The organism is Enterobacteriaceae endosymbiont of Plateumaris braccata, from assembly GCF_012563325.1.
Taxonomy (GTDB): Bacteria; Pseudomonadota; Gammaproteobacteria; order Enterobacterales; family Enterobacteriaceae.
Window position 1 is genome coordinate 127703 of sequence record NZ_CP046232.1, and the last position, 23483, is coordinate 151185.

At 22.3% G+C, this 23483-nt stretch carries 18 protein-coding genes, 1 tRNA gene and 1 pseudogene; 5 read left to right on the top strand and 15 right to left on the bottom strand.

The window, feature by feature from the left end; all coding sequences use genetic code 11:
* The first annotated feature begins 20 nt into the window (after nt 1-20).
* Complete coding sequence (gene hslU, locus GJT80_RS00645) at nt 21-1349, top strand: ATP-dependent protease ATPase subunit HslU (RefSeq protein ID WP_168867475.1); 1329 nt, start codon at nt 21-23, stop codon at nt 1347-1349.
* 57 nt (nt 1350-1406) lie between these two features.
* Here hslU and hisIE read toward each other — a convergent pair whose 3' ends face one another.
* From hisIE to rnhA, 9 genes and pseudogenes are all read right to left on the bottom strand, one after another.
* Complete coding sequence (hisIE, locus tag GJT80_RS00650; RefSeq protein WP_168867476.1) at nt 1407-2030, bottom strand: bifunctional phosphoribosyl-AMP cyclohydrolase/phosphoribosyl-ATP diphosphatase HisIE; 624 nt, start codon at nt 2028-2030, stop codon at nt 1407-1409.
* The gene (gene hisF / locus GJT80_RS00655; RefSeq protein ID WP_168867477.1) at nt 2027-2803 is read right to left on the bottom strand and encodes an imidazole glycerol phosphate synthase subunit HisF; all 777 of its coding nucleotides are present in this window, start codon (nt 2801-2803) and stop codon (nt 2027-2029) included. The genes hisIE and hisF overlap by 4 nt, the downstream gene beginning before the upstream one ends.
* A complete protein-coding gene (gene hisA, locus GJT80_RS00660; RefSeq protein WP_168867478.1) occupies nt 2773-3525 on the bottom strand; it encodes a 1-(5-phosphoribosyl)-5-[(5-phosphoribosylamino)methylideneamino]imidazole-4-carboxamide isomerase in 753 nt (250 codons plus the stop codon). Before hisA ends, hisF begins: the two co-directional genes overlap by 31 nt.
* Nucleotides 3526-3529: 4 nt before the next feature.
* Nucleotides 3530-4120: an imidazole glycerol phosphate synthase subunit HisH gene (gene hisH, locus GJT80_RS00665; protein WP_168867479.1), complete on the bottom strand. Its 591-nt coding sequence runs from the start codon at nt 4118-4120 to the stop codon at nt 3530-3532.
* Nucleotides 4120-5184, bottom strand: coding sequence for a bifunctional histidinol-phosphatase/imidazoleglycerol-phosphate dehydratase HisB (hisB, locus tag GJT80_RS00670; RefSeq protein ID WP_168867480.1), 1065 nt, complete (start codon nt 5182-5184; stop codon nt 4120-4122). The genes hisH and hisB overlap by 1 nt, the downstream gene beginning before the upstream one ends.
* A gap of 14 nt (nt 5185-5198) precedes the next feature.
* Nucleotides 5199-6305, bottom strand: a complete 1107-nt coding sequence (gene hisC, locus GJT80_RS02480; RefSeq protein ID WP_246208522.1) for a histidinol-phosphate transaminase — start codon at nt 6303-6305, stop codon at nt 5199-5201.
* A pseudogene (hisD, locus tag GJT80_RS02485) lies at nt 6291-7604 on the bottom strand (histidinol dehydrogenase); the annotation flags it as partial. The pseudogene hisD and the gene hisC, both read right to left, overlap by 15 nt.
* A 3-nt stretch (nt 7605-7607) precedes the next feature.
* Nucleotides 7608-8507: an ATP phosphoribosyltransferase gene (gene hisG / locus GJT80_RS00680; protein WP_168867481.1), complete on the bottom strand. Its 900-nt coding sequence runs from the start codon at nt 8505-8507 to the stop codon at nt 7608-7610.
* 195 nt (nt 8508-8702) lie between these two features.
* Nucleotides 8703-9191 carry a ribonuclease HI gene (gene rnhA, locus GJT80_RS00685; RefSeq protein ID WP_168867482.1) on the bottom strand — a complete coding sequence of 163 codons (489 nt, stop codon included), beginning with the start codon at nt 9189-9191 and terminating at the stop codon, nt 8703-8705.
* A gap of 44 nt (nt 9192-9235) precedes the next feature.
* Here rnhA and dnaQ point away from each other — a divergent pair, with 44 nt between their 5' ends.
* Complete coding sequence (gene dnaQ, locus GJT80_RS00690) at nt 9236-9976, top strand: DNA polymerase III subunit epsilon (protein ID WP_168867483.1); 741 nt, start codon at nt 9236-9238, stop codon at nt 9974-9976.
* Between the two features lie 46 nt (nt 9977-10022).
* Nucleotides 10023-10096 (top strand) — tRNA-Asp (locus GJT80_RS00695).
* A gap of 34 nt (nt 10097-10130) precedes the next feature.
* On the opposite strand, the gene GJT80_RS00700 is transcribed toward GJT80_RS00695, so the two are convergent.
* The 4 genes from GJT80_RS00700 to tkt form a co-directional block, all read right to left on the bottom strand.
* On the bottom strand, nt 10131-10970 hold the full coding sequence (locus GJT80_RS00700) for a mechanosensitive ion channel domain-containing protein (protein ID WP_168867484.1): 840 nt from the start codon (nt 10968-10970) through the stop codon (nt 10131-10133).
* A gap of 73 nt (nt 10971-11043) precedes the next feature.
* On the bottom strand, nt 11044-12123 hold the full coding sequence (gene fbaA, locus GJT80_RS00705) for a class II fructose-bisphosphate aldolase (protein WP_168867485.1): 1080 nt from the start codon (nt 12121-12123) through the stop codon (nt 11044-11046).
* A gap of 48 nt (nt 12124-12171) precedes the next feature.
* Nucleotides 12172-13347 (bottom strand): phosphoglycerate kinase, encoded by a 1176-nt coding sequence (locus tag GJT80_RS00710; RefSeq protein WP_168867486.1) that lies wholly within the window; start codon nt 13345-13347, stop codon nt 12172-12174.
* 28 nt (nt 13348-13375) lie between these two features.
* Nucleotides 13376-15382: a transketolase gene (tkt, locus tag GJT80_RS00715; protein ID WP_168867487.1), complete on the bottom strand. Its 2007-nt coding sequence runs from the start codon at nt 15380-15382 to the stop codon at nt 13376-13378.
* 290 nt (nt 15383-15672) lie between these two features.
* Between tkt and metK the strand changes: the two genes are divergently transcribed.
* Nucleotides 15673-16827, top strand: coding sequence for a methionine adenosyltransferase (gene metK / locus GJT80_RS00720; RefSeq protein WP_168867488.1), 1155 nt, complete (start codon nt 15673-15675; stop codon nt 16825-16827).
* 36 nt (nt 16828-16863) lie between these two features.
* On the opposite strand, the gene gyrA is transcribed toward metK, so the two are convergent.
* Nucleotides 16864-19395, bottom strand: a complete 2532-nt coding sequence (gene gyrA, locus GJT80_RS00725; protein WP_168867489.1) for a DNA topoisomerase (ATP-hydrolyzing) subunit A — start codon at nt 19393-19395, stop codon at nt 16864-16866.
* Nucleotides 19396-19583: 188 nt separating this feature from the next.
* Complete coding sequence (mutS, locus tag GJT80_RS00730) at nt 19584-22001, bottom strand: DNA mismatch repair protein MutS (protein WP_168867490.1); 2418 nt, start codon at nt 21999-22001, stop codon at nt 19584-19586.
* Between the two features lie 524 nt (nt 22002-22525).
* Here mutS and rsmH point away from each other — a divergent pair.
* Nucleotides 22526-23467, top strand: coding sequence for a 16S rRNA (cytosine(1402)-N(4))-methyltransferase RsmH (gene rsmH, locus GJT80_RS00735; protein WP_168867491.1), 942 nt, complete (start codon nt 22526-22528; stop codon nt 23465-23467).
* Nucleotides 23468-23483: the final 16 nt, after the last annotated feature.

Here is a 23483-nt window from a genome sequence, read left to right on the forward strand (position 1 = left end):
TCATGAGGTAAATATTTATTATGTCCGAAATGACTCCACGTGAAATTGTTGATGAATTAAATAAATTCATTATAGGTCAAGATAGTGCAAAAAAAGCAGTTGCTATAGCATTAAGAAATCGTTGGCGACGTATGCAATTGGATGAAAATTTAAGACAAGAAGTAACTCCTAAAAATATTTTAATGATAGGACCAACTGGTGTTGGAAAAACAGAAATTGCTCGTCGTTTAGCAAAATTAGCTAATGCACCTTTTATTAAAGTTGAAGCAACAAAATTTACTGAAGTTGGTTATGTTGGGAAAGAAGTAGATTCTATTATTCGAGATTTAACAGATTTTGCTATTAAAATGATTCGTATACAAGAATTTAAAAAAAATTGTTATAGAGCTAAAGAAATGGCTGAAGAACGTATTCTTGATGTGCTTATACCTAATTATAAAATTAATTGGAATAAAGAAAATAATAATAACTTATTATCTAATAGACAACAATTACGAAAAAAATTAAGAAATGGTGAACTAGACAATCAAGAAATTGAGATTAATTTATCTACTACTCCTATGGGAATAGAAATAATGGCTCCACCAGGAATGGAAGAAATGACTAATCAATTACAATCATTATTTCAAAATTTTAGCGGTAACAAACAAAAAAAACGTAAATTAACAATTAAAAATGCTATTAGATTATTAATAGAAGAAGAAGCAAATAAATTAGTTAATAATGAAGAAATAAAACATAGAGCAATAGATGCAGTAGAACAACATGGTATTGTTTTTTTAGATGAAATAGATAAAATTTGTAGAAGAAATAATAATATATCCTCTGATATTTCAAGAGAGGGTGTACAACGAGATTTATTACCTTTAGTTGAAGGATGTACAGTATCAACAAAACATGGAATGGTAAAGACAGATCATATATTATTTATTGCTTCAGGATCTTTTCAACTATCTAAACCTTCAGATCTAATTCCTGAATTACAAGGTAGATTACCTATTAGAGTAGAATTAAAAGCATTAACTATACATGATTTTGAAAGAATTTTAACAGAACCAAATGCATCTATAACAGTTCAATATAAAGCATTATTAGCTACTGAAAAAGTAAATATTATTTTTACTAAAGATGGCATTAAGCGTATAGCTGAATCTGCTTGGAAGGTAAATGAAACTACAGAGAATATAGGAGCTAGAAGATTACATACTGTTTTAGAACATTTAATGTCTGATATTTCTTATGATGCTAGTGAATATAATAATAAATCAATTACTATTGATAAGTATTATGTTAGTAAACATTTAGATACATTAATTTTAAATGAAGATATTAGTAGATATATACTATAGTATATATATATTATTAATTAATAAATATTTTAAATTTTTCTAAATGAAAATTTTTTATTATTTTTCTTTATTTCTATTTTGTAAATTTTTTAAAATATCACTAAAATTTATGTTTCTATTTTTTAATAAAACTAATAAATGATATATTAAATCAGATGTTTCATCAATAATTTCTTTAGGATTATCATAATTAGCAGCTAATATAGTTTCTATAGCTTCTTCACCAACTTTTTGAGATATTCTTTTTATTCCTTTTTTATATAAACTGTAAGTATAAGAATTATTAAATTTCTTTTTTTTATGTTCTTCTAATAAATTTTCTAAAAAATATAAAAAGGTAAATCTGGGTATCTTAGTATTTTTAAAACAACTATTAGTATTTAAATGACAAGTTTTACCTATAGGATCTACTAAAATTAGTAAACTATCTTTATCACAATCTGCAATAATGTTTTTAACATAAAGAAAGTTTCCTGTTTTTTCTCCTTTTGTCCATAAACGATTTTTTACTCGAGAAAAGAAAGTAACTTTTTTAATTTTTAGGGTTTTTTGTAAAGATTCTTTATTAACAAAACCATGCATTAAGATTTGACCAGAAACTTTATGTTGTATAATAACTGGTATTAATCCATTTGTTTTAGTCCAATTTAATTGATTTAATTTATTTGTATCGAAATTCATATTCTTATCTCTATATTTTTTTTCAATAGAAATTTTTTTAAAATTTTAATATTAATTATATTTTTATGAAATACAGAAGCTGCTAATGCTCCATCAACATTAATGTTTTTATGAAATATTTGATAAAAATGATTTTTACATCCTGCACCTCCTGAAGCTATTAAAGGTATTTTACATATTTTTCTCATTTTTTTTAATTGAATTAAATCATAACCATTTAATACACCATCTTCATTCATCATATTTAATACAATTTCTCCAGCTCCTAAATCCTGAACTGTTTTAATCCATTCAGATGTTTCCCAATGAGTAATTTGAGTATAATTTTCATCTCCTGTATATTTATAAACATAATATTTTTTTTTATTTGCATTATACCAAGAATCAATTCCTATAACTACACATTGCTTACCAAAATATTTAGATAATTGAGTAATTAAATTTGGATTATCTAACGCAGGAGAATTAATAGATATTTTTTCAGCTCCTAAAAACAATATTTTTGATGCATCATCTATTGATTTAATTCCTCCTGCAACACAAAATGGTATATTAATAATTTTTGCAATTTGTGATATCCATTTTTTATTAATAGATCTATTTTGAATGGAAGCTGTAATGTCATAAAATACTAATTCATCTGCACCATCTTGAGAATATTTTTTAGCTAAAGTTAAAATATCTCCAATAACTTTATGATTTTTAAAATTTACTCCTTTAACTACTTTTCCATTATAAACATCTAAACATGGAATGATTCTTTTTGCCAACATGAATTAGCCTCTTTAAAAGTAAATTTATTTTCTAGAAATGCTTTACCTATAATAATATCTTTTACATTATTATTTTTTAAAATTTTTATATCATTTAAAGAATGAATACCACCAGATGCTTGAAAAGATATTTCAGGATATTTTTTAGTAATATCAGAATATAATTCTATATTAGGACCCAATAGTGTCCCATCTTTAGAGATATCAGTACATAATACATTTTTTAATCCAATATCAATAAATTTTTCTATTATTAATTCTAAATTTATATCACTATTATTTTGCCATCCATTAATAAATAATATTTTTTGTTTATTAATATCAATTTTTATATCAAAAGCTAAAATAATTTTAGCAGGATTATATATTTGAAACCATTTTTTTACTGTTTCAAAATTTTGAATTGCAGACGATCCTATAACAACTTGTGATATAGGTGTTAAATTAAATAAAAAATCAATGTCTTTTTGTTTCCTAATTCCTCCACCTATTTGTAATGGTATTTTAATATTAGTTAATATATTTTTAAATAAATTTATTTGTTTTTTTTGAGGATTTTTAGCACCATCTAAATCAACTAGATGTATTTTTTTTGCACCATCATTAATATATTTATTTATATAAAATAAAGGATCAAAAAAATATTCATGTTTACAATCAAACTTTCCTTGTAACAATCTTACAACTTTACCATGTATTAAATCTATTGCTGGAATTATCATATATTTACATTTCTAAAAAATTTTTAATTAATCGGATACCATTAATTCCAGAACGTTCTGGATGGAATTGTACTCCAAAAAAATTATTTTTTTGGATAACAGAACTAAATAACTGTACATAATTGCTATAAGCAATTGTATAATCATTAATATTCATTGCATAACTATGAGCAAAATAAAAATAAGAATTTTGTTTAATATTTTTAAATAATGGTTGATTATTAATATAATTAACAGTATTCCATCCCATATGGGGGATGGGTAAAAATTTGTCTTTTATTAAATTTACTTGTACATCAAATATTCCTAAAGTATAAACTCCTTTATTTTCTTGACTATATTTTCCTAATAATTGCATTCCTAAACAAATTCCTAATATATCTTTTTTACAACTTTTAAGAATATTTAGTAAATTATCATTTTTTAATTTAGTCATTGCTGATTTAATTGATCCTACTCCTGGTAAAAAAATTTTATCAGCATTCAAGATGCTATCTGGATTATTGGTAATTTTTGAGTAAAAACCAATTTTTTTAATAGTAGATTTTAAAGAAAAAAAATTTCCACATGATGTATTTATAATAATAATATTCATTATAATATTCCTTTAGAACTAGGAATTTTATCATTAATAATATTAATTGCTTGTTTAAGTGATTTACCAAAAGATTTGAATAAACTTTCAATTTTATGATGATCATTTTCTCCTTTAACTTTTAAATATATGTTACATAACATAGAATATGATAAAGAATAAAAAAAATGTTTAACCATTTCAGTACTAAAATCACTAATTTTATTATGATTAAATGTAGCATAATATTGTAGATAAGGTCGACCAGAAAGATCAATAGCACATTCAGCTAATGAGTCATCCATCGGTAGTACAAAACCAAATCTATTAATTCCTTTTTTGTGATCTAAAGCTTTTAATAAAGCTGAACCTAATGTTAATGCAGTATCTTCTATAGTATGATGATCATCAATATGTAAATCTCCTTTTACACTAATATTTAAAACAAAATCTCCATGTATAGCTATTTGTTCTAACATATGATTAAAAAAATTAATTCCAGTATTAATAGAACTTTTACCTTTTTTATCTAACCATAATTCTACTACAACTGAAGTTTCATTTGTAATTTTTTTAACTATCGCATGTCTATTATTTTTTGTTAATTTTAATAAAATATAGTTCCAATTATATTTTTTTTTATTATATAAAATTCCTTGTATTCCTATATTTCTAGATAATTCCATATCAGTTGAACGATCTCCTATTACATAACTATTTTTTTTATCTAAGGTATTATTTAAATATGATTTTAACATAGTTATTTTAGGTTTTCTACATATACAATTATCATTAAGATAATGTGGACATATAAAAATATTTTTAAATTCTATACCTTGAGATTTAAAAATTTTAATCATAAAATTATGAGGAATATCAAAAGATTTTTTAGGAAAATTTTTTGATCCTAATCCATTTTGATTTGTAATCATTACTAATGAATAAGAAAATTTTATTAATTGTAATAATGTAAAAATAACATTTGGCTCAAAAATTAATTTATTAATATGATCTATTTGATGATTATCCTTAGGTTCTGAAATTAAAGTTCCATCTCTATCAATAAATAATACTTTATTAAGCATTTTTATATTTCCTTCTAATAAGAAGATAATTCTTGTAAAATAGAAATTAATCTTGTTGACTCGTAATCAGTACCTACAGAAATTCTTAAACAATTAGATAATCCTATTTGATGATCTTGATTTCTTACTATTATTCCTTTTTGTGATAATATTTTAAAAATGTAATTAGAATTAAAAAATTTAGTTAAAATATAATTAGTTTGACTATGAAATATATTTTTCACAACATGACATTTTTTTAAATTTTTAATTAACCATATTTTATTATTCATTAATTTATTAACATTATTATGCATTAAAATTAAGTTTTTACGGTTTAATGCTTGTACTGCTATATCTGATATAGGTTCTGGAACAGGATAAGGAGCAATTATTTTTAATAATAAATTAATAATTTCTTCATTAGCTAAAACAAATCCACAACGTAGTCCAGCTAAAGAAAATGCTTTAGATAAAGTTCTCAAAATAACTAAGTTAGGATATTTTTCTATTAAATGTACCATCGTATGATTTATACAAAATTCTATGTATGCTTCATCAATAACAATAATAGATTTGTCTTGTGTAATTTCCAATAATTCAATAATATCATTTTGATTAATCAAATTTCCTGTAGGATTATTAGGATTACATATATAAATAATTTTAACATTATCTAATGTTTTTTTTATTGTGTATAAATCTAACTGCCAATTTTCTAAACTTTTAACAGAATTATATTTAATGCCTAAAATTTTTGCACTTATACAATACATACCATATGTAGGTGGACAAAATAGTATTTTATCATTTTTATGATTACAAAATGCACGAATTAGTAAATCTATTCCTTCATCTGCACCACGACTTACTAAAATATTAGTAATGTTTATTCCACAATAATTACTATAATTTTTAATTAATCTTTTTGGTTGAGGTTCTGGATATCTATTAAATGTATTTTTAATAAGTTTAAAAACAGGTGTTATTGGAGATTCATTAGCATTTAATAAAATATGATCAAATCTACTATTATCTAATAGTCTTGCTGATTGATAAGGTATGAAATTAAGAATACTTTTTCTAACTATTTTACTTATATTATTTTTATAATTTTTTTCTGAAAGTAATTTTTTTTTAATAAATGTACTTCTTAAAGTAACTGAATTTTTATGACCTATTAATTTTTCTGTTTTTGACATAATTTCAACTGTATTAGATATATTTAATAATCCTTGTGGTGTTAGTTCTTGAACTGTCATTCTTTTTTGAAAATCAGAAACTCCTAAACTAGAATAAGTTAAAGCATATCCATATGTAGGTAATACATGGTTAGTTCCTGATGCATAATCTCCAACTGATTCTGGTGCCCAATTACCTAAAAATATTGATCCTGCATTTATAATATTAGGTAATATTTTTTCATATTTATGACATTGAATCATTAAATGTTCAGGAGAATATTTATTTGATATTTCTATACATTGATTGATATCTTTTGTAATTATAATATAACTCTTACTAAGAGATTGTTGTATTATATTTTTTCTAGGTAAATTTATAATTTGACTATTAATTCCATTAATTACTTCTTTAGCAATTTTTTCTTCTGGAGTAAGTAAAATAACTTGAGAATCTACTCCATGTTCTGCTTGAGAAATTAAATCAGCTACAATAAAGTGAGAATATGCAAATTTATCAGCTATTATCATTAATTCAGATGGACCAGCTGGCATATCTATAGATACATTTTTTATATTTTCTTTTTGATAACTAATTTGTTTTTTAGCTTCAGTAACAAATGAATTTCCTGGGCCAAAAATTTTATTTACTTTTGGTATAGAATTTGTTCCAAAAGCCATAGCTGCAATAGCTTGAGCACCACCAATTTGAAAAATTTTTTTTATTTTACATAAATTAGCAGTATATAATATTTCATTAGATATAGGTGCTGGAGTACACATTATAATATTTTTACATAATGCTAATTGTGCTGGGATACCTAACATTAATACTGTAGAAAACAAAGGTGCTGTTCCTCCAGGAATATATAAACCTATGGAATTAATAGGTCTAAAAATTTCTTGACAATATACTCCAGATGTAGTTTCTATTCTTTTAGTTTTATATTTTTGATAAGAATGAAATTTATGTATATTATAATAAGCACTATTAATTGCATTTTTAATGTCTTGTTTAAGATTTAATTTGGCATTATTAATTTTTTCAATTGGTATTTCTAATTTTTGTACTTTAATATTATCAAATAATAAATTATAATATTCTAAAGCACTATCTCCTTCTTGTTTAACTTTATGTATAATATTTGTTACTTCTGTTTGTATTTTTTTATCTAAGAACATTACTGGTCTAGTTAATATTTTTTTTTGTTTTTTAGTGTCACATAAATCCCAATAAATAATATTTTTAAAGAAATTCATTTTTTACTCCATCATTTTTTCAATAGGTAAAACTAAAATTGAGCTAGCACCAAGTAATTTTAATTTTTCCATGGTTTCCCAAAATAATGTTTCACTACTTACCATATGCATAGCAACTTTATTATTTTCTCCAGCTAAAGGTAATATTGTTGGATGTTCTGCTCCTGGTAATAAAGCAATTATATCTTTTAATTTATCATTAGGTGCATGTAACATAATATATTTTGATTCCCTAGCTTTAATTACTCCTTTAATACGGGTCAACAATTTATTTATTAATTTTTGTTTAATATTTATTATATTTCCATATCGTTGTATAAGACATGCTTTGGAAATATATATTATTTCTACTTCTTTAACACCATTTGCTTCTAATGTAGCACCAGTAGAAACTAAATCACATATAGCATCTGCTAAACCTACTCTAGGTGCTAATTCTACTGATCCATTTAACATATAAGATTTAAATTTTATTCCATAATTATCAAGATATCTTTTTAATAAATTAGGATATGATGTAGCAATACATGTATTGTGTAAATATTTAAGACCTGTATAATTTTTATCAATTGGTATTGCTATTGATAATCTACAAATACCAAAATCTAATCTACGTAATGTTAAATAATGAGCGTTTTCTCCTCTAGAATTACGAGTTAAAACTTCTTCTTCTAGAACATTTTGTCCTATAATTCCTAAATCTACAACTCTTTCCATTATTAACCCTGGTATATCATCATCACGTACCATTAAGATATCAATCGGCATATTTTCTGCAAAAGCTATTAACCTTTGTTGTTGTAAATTAATTTTAATACCACATTTCTTTAATAATTCACGAGAATCATCACTTAAACGACCAGATTTTTGAATAGCTATGCGTAAACGATTGTTATCTAACATGACTTATCATCCTTTTATTTTTATTCAGAATGTTTTAAGTTTGTTTATTTTAAATATATCAGGTATTGACTATAAAAATAAAATTTAATTTAAAAAAATATAATGAATATTAATTCTGAAATTATAAATAATAATTTGTTTAATATACTTAACTTAACCTAAACAACTTATTTAAAAATAACAACAATTTTTTTATTAAAATAAAAATTTATTTTTTTTTAACATATTTATATATTCAATATCCTGATATTGAGGATTTTTAGCAGAAAAATGAGCTAATTGATCACATTTTTCATTTTCAATATTTCCATTGTGTCCTTTAATCCAATACCAACTAATATTATGATTAATTAATGCTAAATCTAATCTTTTCCATAAATCAACATTTTTAACTGGTTTTTTATTAGAGCATATCCATCCGTATTTTTTCCAATTATGTATCCAAATTGTTATTCCTTTTTCTAAATATTTACTATCAGTGAAAATATTTATATTGAAATGTTCTTTTAAAGATTCTAAAGCTATAATAGAAGCCATTAATTCCATTCTATTATTTGTAGTAAAAAAAAAACCTTTGGTAAAAATTTTTTTATGTGTATAATATTTTATTATAGCAGCATATCCTCCAGGTCCAGGATTGTAAATACAAGAACCATCAGTAAAAATCTTTATATTTTTGTACATATATTAATTCTCTATATAAAATTTATAAATATATTAATTACATTATGAAGAAATTAAATTTTCGTCAAATAGTTTTAGATACAGAAACAACAGGAATAAATTCTTATCCTCCATATTATAAAGGACATCGTATTATAGAAATAGGTGGAGTAGAAATAATAAACCGTCATATTACTGGAAATAATTTCCATGTATATATTAATCCTAAAAAAATTATAAGTTCAGAAGCATTAAATATTCATGGTATTACTAATAAATTTTTAGATGATAAACCTATTTTTAATGAAATCATAGATAATTTTTTAGATTATATAAAAAATTCTGAATTAATTATTCATAATGCTCAATTTGACATTAATTTTTTAAATTATGAACTATCTTTATTAAAAAAAAATATACCTAATATTGAAAATATTTGTTCTATAATAGATACATTGAAAATATCTCGTAAATTATTTCCTGGAAAACGAAATTCTTTGAATTCATTATGTTCACGTTTTAATATTGATAAAAGCAATCGTAATATACATGGAGCTTTATTAGACGCTAAACTTTTAGCTAGTGTTTTTTTATCAATGACTAGCACACAAAATTCATTTATATTAGAATTTTCAAAAAAAAATAATATAAATAAAATTAATAATATTCAAAAAAATTTGGCAAAAAAAAAATTATTAATAATATATCCTTCTAAAGAAGAATATAAATTACATCAGTTAAAATTAGATTTTATCAAAAAAAAGTGTGGTTTTCATTTATGGAATGAATTTAAAAAATCTAAATAAAAGTATTGACGATATGCATATATAATTTATAATAGAATTATTTATTGGTGCGATAGTTCAGTTGGTTAGAATACCGGCCTGTCACGTCGGGGGTCACGGGTTCAAATCCCGTTCGCACCGTTAAAAATTAAAATAATATTTTATTAATATTATTTTAATTATTATTATTAATCCATAAAACACATGAATTTTTATATAATTCTAAATTATGTTTAATTATATTAGTTAAATCAGAACATATTTCTCTTTTGTAAAGAAAATCACTAATCCAAAAAAATACTGTAATATTAATTGAAATATTGGTTATTTCATCTAAAATAATAATAATTTTAGAATTTTTAATTATTCTTTGATCTAAATAAATTGTATCTAATAATATTTTTCTTATCATATTTAGATCTTCACTTATTAATATTCTAGAAAGTCCTAAAGTAATTTTATTACGATATTCATGACATTGAGAAAGATTAGTAATGTTATCTGCTAATATTTTACCATTAGGTATTGCTATAATAATACCATCAAATGTTCTCAAACGAGTAGAAAAAATCTCTACTTTAGTTACTTGACCACTGATATTATTACAAACATTTACATAATCACCTATTTTAAACGTACGGAAAGTAATAATTAATAATCCTGATGCTAAGTTTGACAATGCACTTTGCCAAGCTAAACCAATAACTAGACCTATTGTACCAAAAGCTGCGATTATTGATGATGTTTGTACACCCATATTACTTAATGTACTAACTATTACAAAAATTGTAATAAGATATTTCAGAATATTTGAAATAAATCCTATGGCAATAGGATCTATTTTTTTTACAATAAAAATATTATATAAAATTTTTGTAAATAAACGAATTATTAATAATCCAGTCAATAGAATACAGCCTGCTGTAAGCATATGTAATGATTGATAAAAAATAAACATTTTTTTATATATAATCCAATTTTTTAAAAAATCTATTTTATGAATTAATTTATTCATTATTAATTATCGATATATTAATAAAATAATATTTTTGTTATATATAAAATAATTATAAAAAAGTTATATTATTTTATAATGTATTAATAGCATTTAATTCTTGAAAAGTTCTTTCTAATCTTTTACTCATTGATATTTGAGATGCTCTAATCCATGATCTTGGATCATAATATTTTTTATTTGGTTCATTTAAACCTTCTGGATTACCTAATTGTTTTTGTAAATATTTTTTATGTTCTTTATAAAATTTTAATACTCCTTTCCAACTTGCCCATTGAGTATCTGTATCAATATTCATTTTTACTACACCATAATTTATAGACTCTTTAATTTCTTTTGCAGAAGATCCAGATCCTCCGTGAAAAACAAAGTTTATAGGATTATGAATAAGATTATGTTTTTTACTTATAAAATTTTGTGAATATTTTAAAATTTTTGGTAATAATTGTACATTTCCAGATTTATATACGCCATGTACATTTCCAAATGAAGCTGCAATTATAAATTGTGAACTAATAGAATTTAATTTTTCATAAGCGTAATTTACATCTTTAGGATCAGTATATAATGATTTTTTTTCTAAATGACTATTATCTAAACCATCTTCTTCGCCTCCTGTACAACCTAATTCAATTTCTAATGTTATATTCATTTTAGACATTCTTTGAAAATATTTACTACATATATAAATATTATCTCTTACAGAATCTTTTGATAAATCAATCATATGGGAAGAAAATAAAGGTTTACCATTTAATAAATAATATTTCTCGTTTTCATATAATAAAGCATCTATCCAAGATAAAGTTTTTCTAGCACAATGATCTGTATGAAGTATTACTGGTATTCCATAATATTGAGCAATTTTATGTACATGGTATGCACCTGATACAGCTCCTATAACAGATGCTAATTGAGAATTTTTAATTTGTAACGCTTTACCTGCAATAAAAGAAGCACCACCAAGAGAAAATTGAATAATGACTGCAGATTTAACTTTAGCAGCTGTTTCTAAAACTGTATTTATAGAATCAGTTCCTATGCAATTGATTGCAGGCAAAGCAAATTTATTTTCTTTTGCTATTTTAAATATAGTTTGTACATCATGACTAACAACAACGCCTGGTTTGACATAATTTAAAATTTTAGACATATAAACTTTGCCTTATTATTGATAAATAAATATTTAATATTTATTTTTTTATATAGTATTCATACTATGATATTTTTCTAACATAAATACTGAAGGTAGTTTTTTGCCTTCTATAAAATTTAAAAATGATCCACCTCCAGTTGAAATATATGAAATTTTATTAAATAAATTAAATAACTCTATTGCAGCTAATGTGTCTCCACCTCCAGCAATAGAAAAAGAATTATTATTAGCAATAGTATAAGCTATATCTTTTGTACCTTGACTAAAATTAGTTAATTCAAAAACTCCTAAAGGTCCATTCCATAATATGGTTTTTGCTTTATTTAAAATATCTATTATAATTTTTATAGTATGTTTACCTATATCCATTATTATTTCATTAGATAATATATTATTTATTTTTTTTGTTTTAACTAATGTATCATTTGAAAATGATGTCCCTACTTTACAATCTATAGGAACAATAAAATTGTTATATTTTTCTTGTAATTTTTTTGCTAAATTTAAAGCTTTTGGTTCATATAATGATTGACCAATATTATTATTTATTGCTAAAAATGTATTAGCTATACCACCACCAACAATAATTTTATCTGATAGTTTAGCTATTTTATTTAAAAAATTAAATTTAGTTGATATTTTTGATCCTCCTACAATAGAAACAATAGGATGTTTAGGATTTTTAAAAATTTTATTTAAATTATTTAATTCATTAATTAATAATAAACCAGCACAAGATTTTTTTGCATATTTTATTATTCCATAAGTAGAAGAATGTTTACGATGTGCTGTCGCAAATGCATCCATTACAAATATGTCACATAAAGAAGCATATTTTTTAGATAATGTTTTATCGTTGTTTTTTTCACCTATATTAAATCGAACATTTTCTAACATAATTATTTCATTTTTTTTAAAGTTTAATTTATTAAAAAAATCTTTTTGTAAATAAATCTTACAATTTAAAATATTTTCTAAATATTTACTAATATTTTTTAAAGAAAAAATATGATTATAGAATCCTTCTACAGGACGTCCTAAATGAGAAGCTATAATAACTTTAGCTCCTTTATTTATAGCATATTTTATAGTTGGTAATGACAAACGAATTCTAATATCAGAAATTATATTACCTTTATCATTGATAGGAACATTAAAATCAGATCTAATTAATAAAATTTTATTTGTAATATTAATATCTAAAATACTTAATATAGACATATATAATTCCTTTATGTAATTAATTATTTTAATTATATTGTAAAATTTTTTGGATTTTTAAAATAATATTTTCTACTGTAAAACCAAATTTTTTAAATAATTTTTCAGCGGGTGCAGAATAACCAAACTTATTTATTCCTATTACAATTCCATTTAAACCTACATATTTATACCAAAAATCAGTTTGACCTGCTTCAATTGCAATTCTTAATTTAATTTTTTTAGGTAATACATAATTTTTATATTCTTCATTTTGTTTATCAAAGACATCTGTAGAAGGCATAGAAACAACCCTAATTTTATATTTTAATTTAGTTAATTGATTATATGTTTCTACTGCTAAATAAACTTCTGAACCTGTTGCTATTAAAATAACATCAGGGTTTTGTTCTAAACAATCTTTTAAAATATAACCACCATATGTAATATATGGTATTTTACTTTGATTTCTAATTTGTACTGGTAAATTTTGACGAGATAATATTAGTCCAGTTGGACTATGAATATTTTCAATTGCATATTTCCATGCTATAGCTGTTTCTACTTGATCACATGGACGCCAAATACTTAAATTTGGAATTAATCTTAAACTAGATATTTGTTCTATTGGCTGATGAGTAGGTCCATCTTCTCCTACTCCTATAGAGTCATGAGTATAAATCATTATATTTCTAATTTTCATTAATGCAGCCATACGAATAGCATTACGACAATAATCAGAAAATGTTAAAAAAGTTGCTGTATATGGAATAAATCCTTTATATAAAGAAATTCCGTTCGCTATAGCAACCATTCCGAATTCTCTTACACCATAATGAATATAATTTCCACATGTAAATTTGTTTATAGCTTTAGACTCTGTACATAAAGTTAAATTACTAGAGGCTAAATCTGCTGAACCACCTAAAAATTCAGGTAATATTTTTGAAAAAAATTCTAAACATTCTTGAGATGCTTGACGAGTAGATATATCAATAGGATTTTTATATAGTTTTCGAATAAATTGTTTTGATTTAATAATCCAATCATTAGGTAATAAATTATTTATTCTTCTTTTTAATTCTTTAGATAATTCTGGAAATATTGTAGAATAATCATTAAATTTATTTATCCATTTTAATTCTTTTAAATTACCTATATCTTTTGCATTCCATTTATCATAAATTGATTTTGGTATAACAAAAGGTTTATGATGCCAATTTAATTTTTTTCTAGTTAAGGAAACTTCTATTTCTCCTAATGGAGATCCATGTGATATATTTTTACCAGATTTATTAGGTGAACCAAAAGCAATAGTAGTATTACATATTAATAAAAATGGTTTTTCTTCTATGGAAGATTTAGCTTTATCAATTGCTTTTTGAATATCTTTATAATTATGTCCATCTATATTAGGAATAACATTCCATCCATATGATTCAAATCTTTTTTTAGTATTATCAGTAAACCATCCACTAATATTACCATCAATAGATATATTGTTATTATCATAAAATACTATTAATTTTTTTAATTTTAATGTACCTGCTAAAGAACATACTTCATGAGATATACCTTCCATTAAACAACCATCACCTATAAATACATAAGTATAATGATTAATTATATCATAGTTTGGCTTATTAAATTGTGATGCTAATGTTTTTTCAGCTATAGCCATACCAACAGCATTAGCTAATCCTTGACCTAATGGTCCTGTGCTTGTTTCTATGCTTGGTGTACATCCAAATTCAGGATGTCCAGGAGTTTGAGAATTTAATTGTCTAAAATTTTTTAATTCGGATATTGTTAAATCATAACCAGTTAAATGTAATAAGCTATATATTAACATTGCACCATGACCATTAGATAAGATGAATCTATCACGATTTATCCATTTAGGATTTGCAGGATTATGATTTAAATAATCACGCCATAATACTTCTGCTATATCAGCCATACCCATTGGTGCTCCAGGATGGCCAGAATTAGATTTTTGTATAGCATCTATACTTAATATACGAATAGCATTAGCAAGATCTCTTCGAGAAGGCATTAATTATGACTCCTAATAATTATTATTAATATTATTTAAAATATAAGTTTTAAAAAAATAAAAATTTATATTTATAAATTTTTATTTACATATAAAATAAATATATACTTAAATAATATTAAAATCTATTTATTATATTTTTAAAAAATTGGATTAATTATTTTAATTAAGATATTATTAATAATTTAATTTTTACTTATTAAGTCATTTTAAAATAAAAATTTTATTAAATATAATTTAATATTAATTAAAAATTAAATTTTATTTTAATTACTATAAAAGGAAAAATAATGAGTGAATATCTTTTTACTTCAGAATCTGTATCTGAAGGACATCCAGATAAAATGGCAGATCAAATTTCTGATGCTATATTAGATGACATTATTAAACAGGATACAACATCACGTGTTGCATGTGAAACTTATATTAAAACTGGAATGGTACTAGTTGGAGGTGAAATTACTACTACTGCTAGTGTAGATATAGAAAATATTATAAGAAAAACTATAAAAGAGATAGGATATATTGATTCTAGCATGGGATTTGATTTTAATTCTTGTGCTATATTAAATAATATAGGTAAACAATCTGAAGATATTTATAAAGGAATATTTAATAAAAATGGTTTAATAAACGGTGCAGGTGATCAAGGATTAGTTTTTGGTTATGCAACTAATGAAACAGAAAATTTTATGCCTGCCCCTATAACTTATGCTCATCGTTTAGTACAAAAACAATCTGAAGTTAGAAAAAATGGAATTTTACCATGGTTAAGACCCGATGCTAAAAGTCAAATTACTTTTAAATATAAAAATAATAAAATTTTAAGAATAGAAACAGTAGTTTTATCTACTCAATATTCAGAAGATATATCATATAAAAAATTACAAGAAGCGGTTATGGAAGAAATTATAAAACCAATATTACCTAGTAAATGGTTACATAAAAATACAAAGTTTTTTATTAATCCTGCAGGTCGTTTTGTAATTGGAGGTCCAATGGGAGATTGTGGATTAACAGGACGTAAAATTATTGTAGATACATATGGTGGTATGGCTCGTCATGGTGGTGGTTCATTTTCAGGAAAAGACCCTACAAAAGTAGATAGATCTGGAGCATATATAGCAAGATATATAGCAAAAAATATAGTTGCCTCTTCTTTAGCAGAACGCTGTGAAATTCAAATAGCTTATGTAATTGGTATTTCTAAGCCTATATCTCTAATGGTAGAAACATTTGGAACAGGTAAAATTTCTAATGAAAAATTAACTTTATTAATACAAAAATTATTTGATTTAAGACCTTTAAATATAATTAAAATGTTAAATCTTTTAAATCCAATATATAAGAAAACATCTTCTTATGGACATTTTGGAAGAAATATCTTTACATGGGAAAAAATAGATAAAATTAATGAATTATTAGCAATGTCTGAAATTCAATAATTTTATTATTATTAATTTCAATATATAACATATATATTATTTTATAGAAATTTTTTCTAATGCTATAATTTTTTCACTTTTATTTATTTTCATTATAATTACTCCTTTAGTATTACGACTAACTGTACAAATTTCTGAAACATATGTACGTATTAAAGTTCCTATATTCGTTACTATTAATATTTGATCATTAGGAGAAACTTCTATAGCATTTGCTACTAAACCATTTCTTTTATTAATTTTTATAGAAATCACACCTTTAGTAGATCGTGATTTAATTGGATATTCTTTATTTCGTGTTCTTTTACCATATCCATTTTGAGTGATAGTTAAAATATCATTTTGACATTTATTTTTTAAAGTAATTAACGAAACAACATTATCTTTTTTAGATGAAAGCTTTATACCTCTTACACCAATTGATATTCTTCCCATAGATCTAACTTCATTTTCGTTAAATTGCACAACTTTACCTAAAGATGAAAATAACATTATTTTATCTTCTTTACTAGTAATAGAAACATCTATTAAAGAATCATTTTTTTTAAATTTTATTGCAATAATTCCTCCATTTCTAGGTTTTTTAAATTTCTTTAAATTAATTTTTTTAATTATTCCTTTTTTAGTAGCCATAAATAAATTTAAATTATTATTATAATTATTTACTACAAGTAAATTAGTAATTCTTTCATAATTTTTTAGTGACAAAATATTAACAATAGGTCTACCTTTGGCATATCTATTACATATTGGTAAATTATATACTTTAATCCAATATACACGTCCTATATTAGAAAAACATAAAAGAGTATCATGTGTATTAGCTATAATTATACAGTTAATAAAATCTTTTTCTTTTGTTTTAACTGCTATTTTTCCTTTTCCACCTCTATGTTGAACTTCATAATCAGATAATTTTTGATATTTAATATAACCTTGATATGATAATGTAATTATGACTTCTTCAGCATTAATTAAATCTTCCATATTTATAAAAGATTTATTTCTAATAATTTCAGTTTTTCTTTTATCACCAAATTCTTCTTTAATAAAAATTAGTTCTTTATAAATAACTTTCATTAAACATTGATAATCATCAATTATTTTAATAAGTTCTGATATTTTATATATAATATTTTGATATTCTTGAAATAATTTTGTATGTTCTAAACTGGTTAATTTATGTAATTTTAAATCTAAAATAGCTTGTACTTGATCATGGCTAAAAGAATAACTATTATTAGATTGAATTAAATTTAAACTATTTAAATAAATATTTTCTTCTTTTTTTTCTTGTAATTTTAAATTAGATAATACATTATTGACATTCCATAGTTTAGAATAAATTTTATTTTTTATAACTTCTATAACAGAAGAAGAACGAATAATTTTTATTATTGATTGTATATTAGATAATGCTACTATTAATCCTTCTAAAATATGAGCTTTATTACGAAATTTATTAATTTCATAATTAGTTCTACGGATTACTACTTCACGACGATGTGATATAAATGCTTCAATAATATTTTTTAAAGACATAATTTTAGGTTCTCCTTTATATAAGGAGACCATATTAATACTAAAAGAAATTTGTAATTGAGTTAAAGAATATAAATTATTTAAGATAAAATCTGTAGATATATCTTTTTTAATTTCTATAACAATTCTAATTCCATCTTTATCTGATTCATCTCTTAAATTTTTAATACCATGAATCCTTTTTTCTTTGATTAATTCTGCAATTTTTTCTATTAGTTTAGCTTTATTTACTTGATATGGTAATTCATATATAATAATTGATTTAAAATTATTATTTACAATAATTTTACTGCGTCCACGAATAAAAATTTTTCCTTTTCCTGTTATATAAGCTTTTTCAATACCATTATCATCATTTATAATTCCTGCTGTAGGAAAATCTGGTCCTTTAATATATTTCATTAATTGATGAATTGAAATATTTTCATTTTTTATATATGCTAAACACGCATTTATAACTTCTGTAAGATTATGTGGAGGTATATTAGTAGTCATTCCTACAGCTATTCCAGAAGATCCATTAATTAATAAATTAGGAATTTTTGTAGGCATTACTTCAGGAATTTTTTCTGTAAGATCATAATTAGGCAGAAAATCTACTGTTTGTTTTTCAAGATCGTTAATTATTTCTTGAGTTATTTTAGTCATTCTTATTTCAGTATAACGCATAGCTGCAGCAGAATCACCATCAATAGAACCAAAATTACCTTGACCATCTATTAATGTATATCTTAAAGAAAATGATTGTGCCAATCTTACTATAGTATCATAAACTGCAGAATCACCATGAGGATGGTATTTTCCTATAACATCTCCAACAATACGAGCTGATTTTTTATAAGGTTTATTCCATGTATTACCTAATATATACATAGCATATAACATTCTTCTATGTACAGGTTTTAATCCATCTCTTGCATCTGGTAATGCTCTGCCTATTATAACAGACATAGCATAATCCAAATATGAATTTTTTAATTCTTCTTCAATATGAATTGAATTAATTTCTTTAGAAAAAGAACCCATATAAATTATTATCCTTTAACTATATATTAATATATTATTATATTAATTTTAACATAATTAATTATATTCTATTAATTTTTTTAGAAATAATCTTAATAAGATTAAACTAAAATTATTAATTACTATTTGATAAAAATTTTTTATTATTATAATAATTAAATTATAACAAAACATATTTTTAGTAAAAATTAATACTTATATATTTTTTCTAATTTAATAATTTTTTTTTTAGCTAATTTAATAACTTCTGTAGGGATACCAGCTAAAGAAGCAACAAACAAACCATAATTTTTATTAATGATGCCATTTTTCAATGAATACATAAATACAATAGATTTATTAAACTCTATAGCATCAAAAAAAACATTTTTAATTCCTTTATTTTTTAAAGATAAATTAGTTAATTCAATATAATTTGTAGAAAATAAAGTCATTGATTTTATTTTTTTTACAATATTTTCAGCACAAGCCCAAGCAATTGATAATCCATCATATGTAGATGTACCTCTTCCAATTTCATCCATTAATACTAAACTATATTTATTAGCGTTTCTTAAAATATTTGCAGTTTCCATCATTTCTATCATAAAAGTAGATAAACCAGAAGAAATATCATCCATAGAACCAATTCTTGTAAATATACGATCTATTGGGCCTATAATAGCTTTATCTGCAGGTATATAACTACCTATGTAAGCCATTAAAATAATTAATGCAATTTGACGCATATAAGTACTTTTACCACCCATATTAGGACCAGTAATTATTAACATATGATTTTCAGGAGTTAACAATAAATTATTAGGAATAAATTGATCTTTAAGAATATTTTCTACAATAGGATGACGAGATTTTTCTATAAACAAACCTAACTTATTAGTAATAATAGGACATGTATAATTTAATGTTATCGATCTTTCTGCTAAATTACATAATACATCTAATTCAGATATTAATAAAACTACTTTTTGTAATTTTTTTAATTCAGGGTTGATAAAATCAAATAATTGATTATATAAAAATTTTTCTAAAAGAAATAATTTATTTTTAGATAAAAAAACCATTTCTTGATAATTTTTTAATTCAGGAATAATATATCTATGACAATGTTTTAATGTTTGAATTTTTAAATATTTTTTTGGTAACTTTTTAATTTTTTGATTTTTAGTTATTTGGATATAATATCCATGGATAGTATTAAATCCTATTTTTAATTTTTCTATATTTAATAGTTGACGTTCTTTTTTTTCTAAAGAAATTAAATATTCTTTAGAATTTTTAGATATTTTTCTTAATTTATCTAAGGTTTTATTATATCCTGTAGCAATAACATTCCCATCTTTTAATGTAGAAGATGGATTTTTTTTAATTGATTTTTCTAATAAATATTTTAATTTTTTAAATAATCCTATATCAAAAATTTTATTTTTAATATAACAATCTTCTGTAATATTTAAAATATTATGTATTTTAGGTAAAATATTAAAAGTTTTTCTTAAAGAAACTAAATCTTTAGGTTTAGCCGTTCGTAATGATAATCTTGCAATAATTCTCTCAATATCATTAATTTTAATTAATAATTTTTTAAAATCTACAAAATGTTTTTGTAATTTTGAAATACTATTTTGACGATCAATAATAATTTTAATATTACGTATTGGAGAATGCAACCAACGTTTTAATAAACGACTACCCATTGAAGTACTAGTATAATCTAGAATACTTATTAAAGTATTATCTTTGTTACCTGATATACTTTCTGTAATTTCAAGATTTTTTCTAGTATTCTCATCCATTATAATTTCACTAGAAGAATTTTTTAATTTGATATTATTTATATGAGGTAAAAAAACACGTTGTGTATCTTTAACATATTGTATTAAGCATCCAGCAGCTTTAATAGCCATTGATGCTTTTTCAACACCAAAACTCTTTAAACTTTTAGTATTAAATTGCATATTTAATTGTTGATGAGCAGTTTCAAGATCATATTCCCATATAGGTCTACGTCTAATACAATTTCTATTTTCTATTAACTTCATATAATGAAAATTTTCTGGATATAACAATTCACTAGGATTAGTTTTTTGTAATTCACCAGATATTATATCATAATTTTTACTTTCTATAATTTTAAAACTTCCAGAGCTCATATTTAAAGTTGCATATCCAAAACCATAATTTATTTCTTGCCATATAGATGCTAATAAGCTATCTTGATTATTCTTCAATAAAATATCATCACTTACAGTACCAGGAGTAATAATACGTACAATTTTACGCTCTAATATTTTATTAGAAGTTTTATTTTTATTTGTATTATTAATTTGTTCACAAATTGCTACAGATTCACCTAAATTAATTAGTTTAGATAAATAATTATTTAAACTATGATATGGTATTCCTGCCATCGGTATAGGTTCATTATTTAATACGCCTCTTTTCGTTAAAACAATATTTAATATTTTTGATGCTTTTTTAGCATCTTCAAAAAACATTTCATAAAAATCACCCATACGATAAAAAAGTAAAATATTAGGATATTGATTTTTTATTTTAAAATATTGTTTCATTATAGGAGTACATTTAATATTGTTTATATTCATAATTAAGTAAAATTTTATAATGTTTTATATTAAATATATAATTAAATTATATTAATAAAAAATTTTTAAGAATATTTTTTTTAAATTTATGAATTTTATTTTCAAAGTTATTTTAAATAATATTCAAATACAATTTTTATAAAAAATAAAATAATAAATTTTATATTTTATTTAAAATAATAAAATCAGATTTTTTTAATTTTTTTATTATTAGTAATATATTTTTTAAAAAATATTTTAATTGTTATTTATTAATATAATATATATTAAATTGATAAAATTTAAAATTAAATGTTTTATTTTATAAAAAATTTTAAATACAACAATTTCAATATCATAATAATATAGAATATATAAATCAAAAAAATAAATGCTTTACAAAATAAATTATATAATTTTAAACTAAAAGTTTATTTTAAAATATTTTTGTAATATATACATATAATAATATATTAATAAAAATTATATTAAGTAAAATTTATTAAAAAATAAGTATTTTATTAATTAAATAATAAATATAAATTATGATAAAACATATACCGGTTATGTTAAAAGAATCTATTAATAGTCTAAATGTAAAAAAAAACGGAATTTATATAGATGCTACATATGGATGTGGAGGTCATACAAAATTAATTTTATCTAAATTAGGAGAAAAAGGTCGTATATACGCAGTAGATTGTGATATAAAAACAATACTTTTTAATAAAATTATTGATAAACGTATTATATACATAAATGAAAAATTTTCTAATTTAATAAATATTTTAGATTCTAAAGTATTGGGCACAATAGATGGAATTTTATTTGACTTAGGTTTTTCCTCTTTTCAATTAAATGATCCCAAAAGAGGTTTTTCTTTTATATCTAATGGTCCTTTAGATATGCGTTTTAATCAAAGTAATGGAATAACTGCTGCTCAATGGATTCAAAAAGTTAGTAAAGATAAATTATCTTACGTATTAAAAAAATATGGTGAAGAAAAATTTGCTAAAAAAATAGCATGTAATATTAAACAATATATTAAAAAAAATAAATTAAATAATACTATCGATTTAAGCAAATTAATATGTTCTATTGTATATAAATTTAAAAAAAATAAAAAAAAATATAAACATCCAGCAACAAGATCATTTCAAGCAATAAGAATTTTTATTAATAAAGAATTAGAAGAACTTAAAAAAGCTTTGTATAATTCATTAAGAATATTAAAAAAAGGAGGTATAATATCTGTAATTAGTTTTCATTCATTAGAAGATCGTATTATAAAAAAATTTATGAAAATGCACAGTATAAATAATGATAAATATCATTTTGGTGTACCCTTAACCGAAAAAGAAATAAATAATTTATCTAAAAAAAATTATAAATTAAAAATAATTAATAGAATATTTCCTAACCCTAAAGAAATTTATAATAATCCTAGATCAAGAAGTGCAATATTACGTGTAGGACAAAAAATATAAAATTTTATTATATTAT

Bases quoted from the DNA above. Each gene is read 5' to 3' on its own strand.
- fbaA (WP_168867485.1), bottom strand. From the start codon at position 12,123: ATGTCTAAAATTTTAAATTATGTCAAACCAGGCGTTGTTGTTAGTCAT.
- rnhA (WP_168867482.1), bottom strand. From the start codon at position 9,191: ATGTACAAAAATATAAAGATTTTTACTGATGGTTCTTGTATTTACAAT.
- metK (WP_168867488.1), top strand. From the start codon at position 15,673: ATGAGTGAATATCTTTTTACTTCAGAATCTGTATCTGAAGGACATCCA.
- dnaQ (WP_168867483.1), top strand. From the start codon at position 9,236: ATGAAGAAATTAAATTTTCGTCAAATAGTTTTAGATACAGAAACAACA.
- hisB (WP_168867480.1), bottom strand. From the start codon at position 5,184: ATGCTTAATAAAGTATTATTTATTGATAGAGATGGAACTTTAATTTCA.
- hisH (WP_168867479.1), bottom strand. From the start codon at position 4,120: ATGAATATTATTATTATAAATACATCATGTGGAAATTTTTTTTCTTTA.
- tkt (WP_168867487.1), bottom strand. From the start codon at position 15,382: ATGCCTTCTCGAAGAGATCTTGCTAATGCTATTCGTATATTAAGTATA.
- GJT80_RS00710 (WP_168867486.1), bottom strand. From the start codon at position 13,347: ATGTCTATATTAAGTATTTTAGATATTAATATTACAAATAAAATTTTA.
- rsmH (WP_168867491.1), top strand. From the start codon at position 22,526: ATGATAAAACATATACCGGTTATGTTAAAAGAATCTATTAATAGTCTA.
- hisA (WP_168867478.1), bottom strand. From the start codon at position 3,525: ATGATAATTCCAGCAATAGATTTAATACATGGTAAAGTTGTAAGATTG.
- hisIE (WP_168867476.1), bottom strand. From the start codon at position 2,030: ATGAATTTCGATACAAATAAATTAAATCAATTAAATTGGACTAAAACA.
- GJT80_RS00700 (WP_168867484.1), bottom strand. From the start codon at position 10,970: ATGAATAAATTAATTCATAAAATAGATTTTTTAAAAAATTGGATTATA.
- gyrA (WP_168867489.1), bottom strand. From the start codon at position 19,395: ATGGGTTCTTTTTCTAAAGAAATTAATTCAATTCATATTGAAGAAGAA.
- hisG (WP_168867481.1), bottom strand. From the start codon at position 8,507: ATGTTAGATAACAATCGTTTACGCATAGCTATTCAAAAATCTGGTCGT.
- hslU (WP_168867475.1), top strand. From the start codon at position 21: ATGTCCGAAATGACTCCACGTGAAATTGTTGATGAATTAAATAAATTC.
- mutS (WP_168867490.1), bottom strand. From the start codon at position 22,001: ATGAATATAAACAATATTAAATGTACTCCTATAATGAAACAATATTTT.
- hisF (WP_168867477.1), bottom strand. From the start codon at position 2,803: ATGTTGGCAAAAAGAATCATTCCATGTTTAGATGTTTATAATGGAAAA.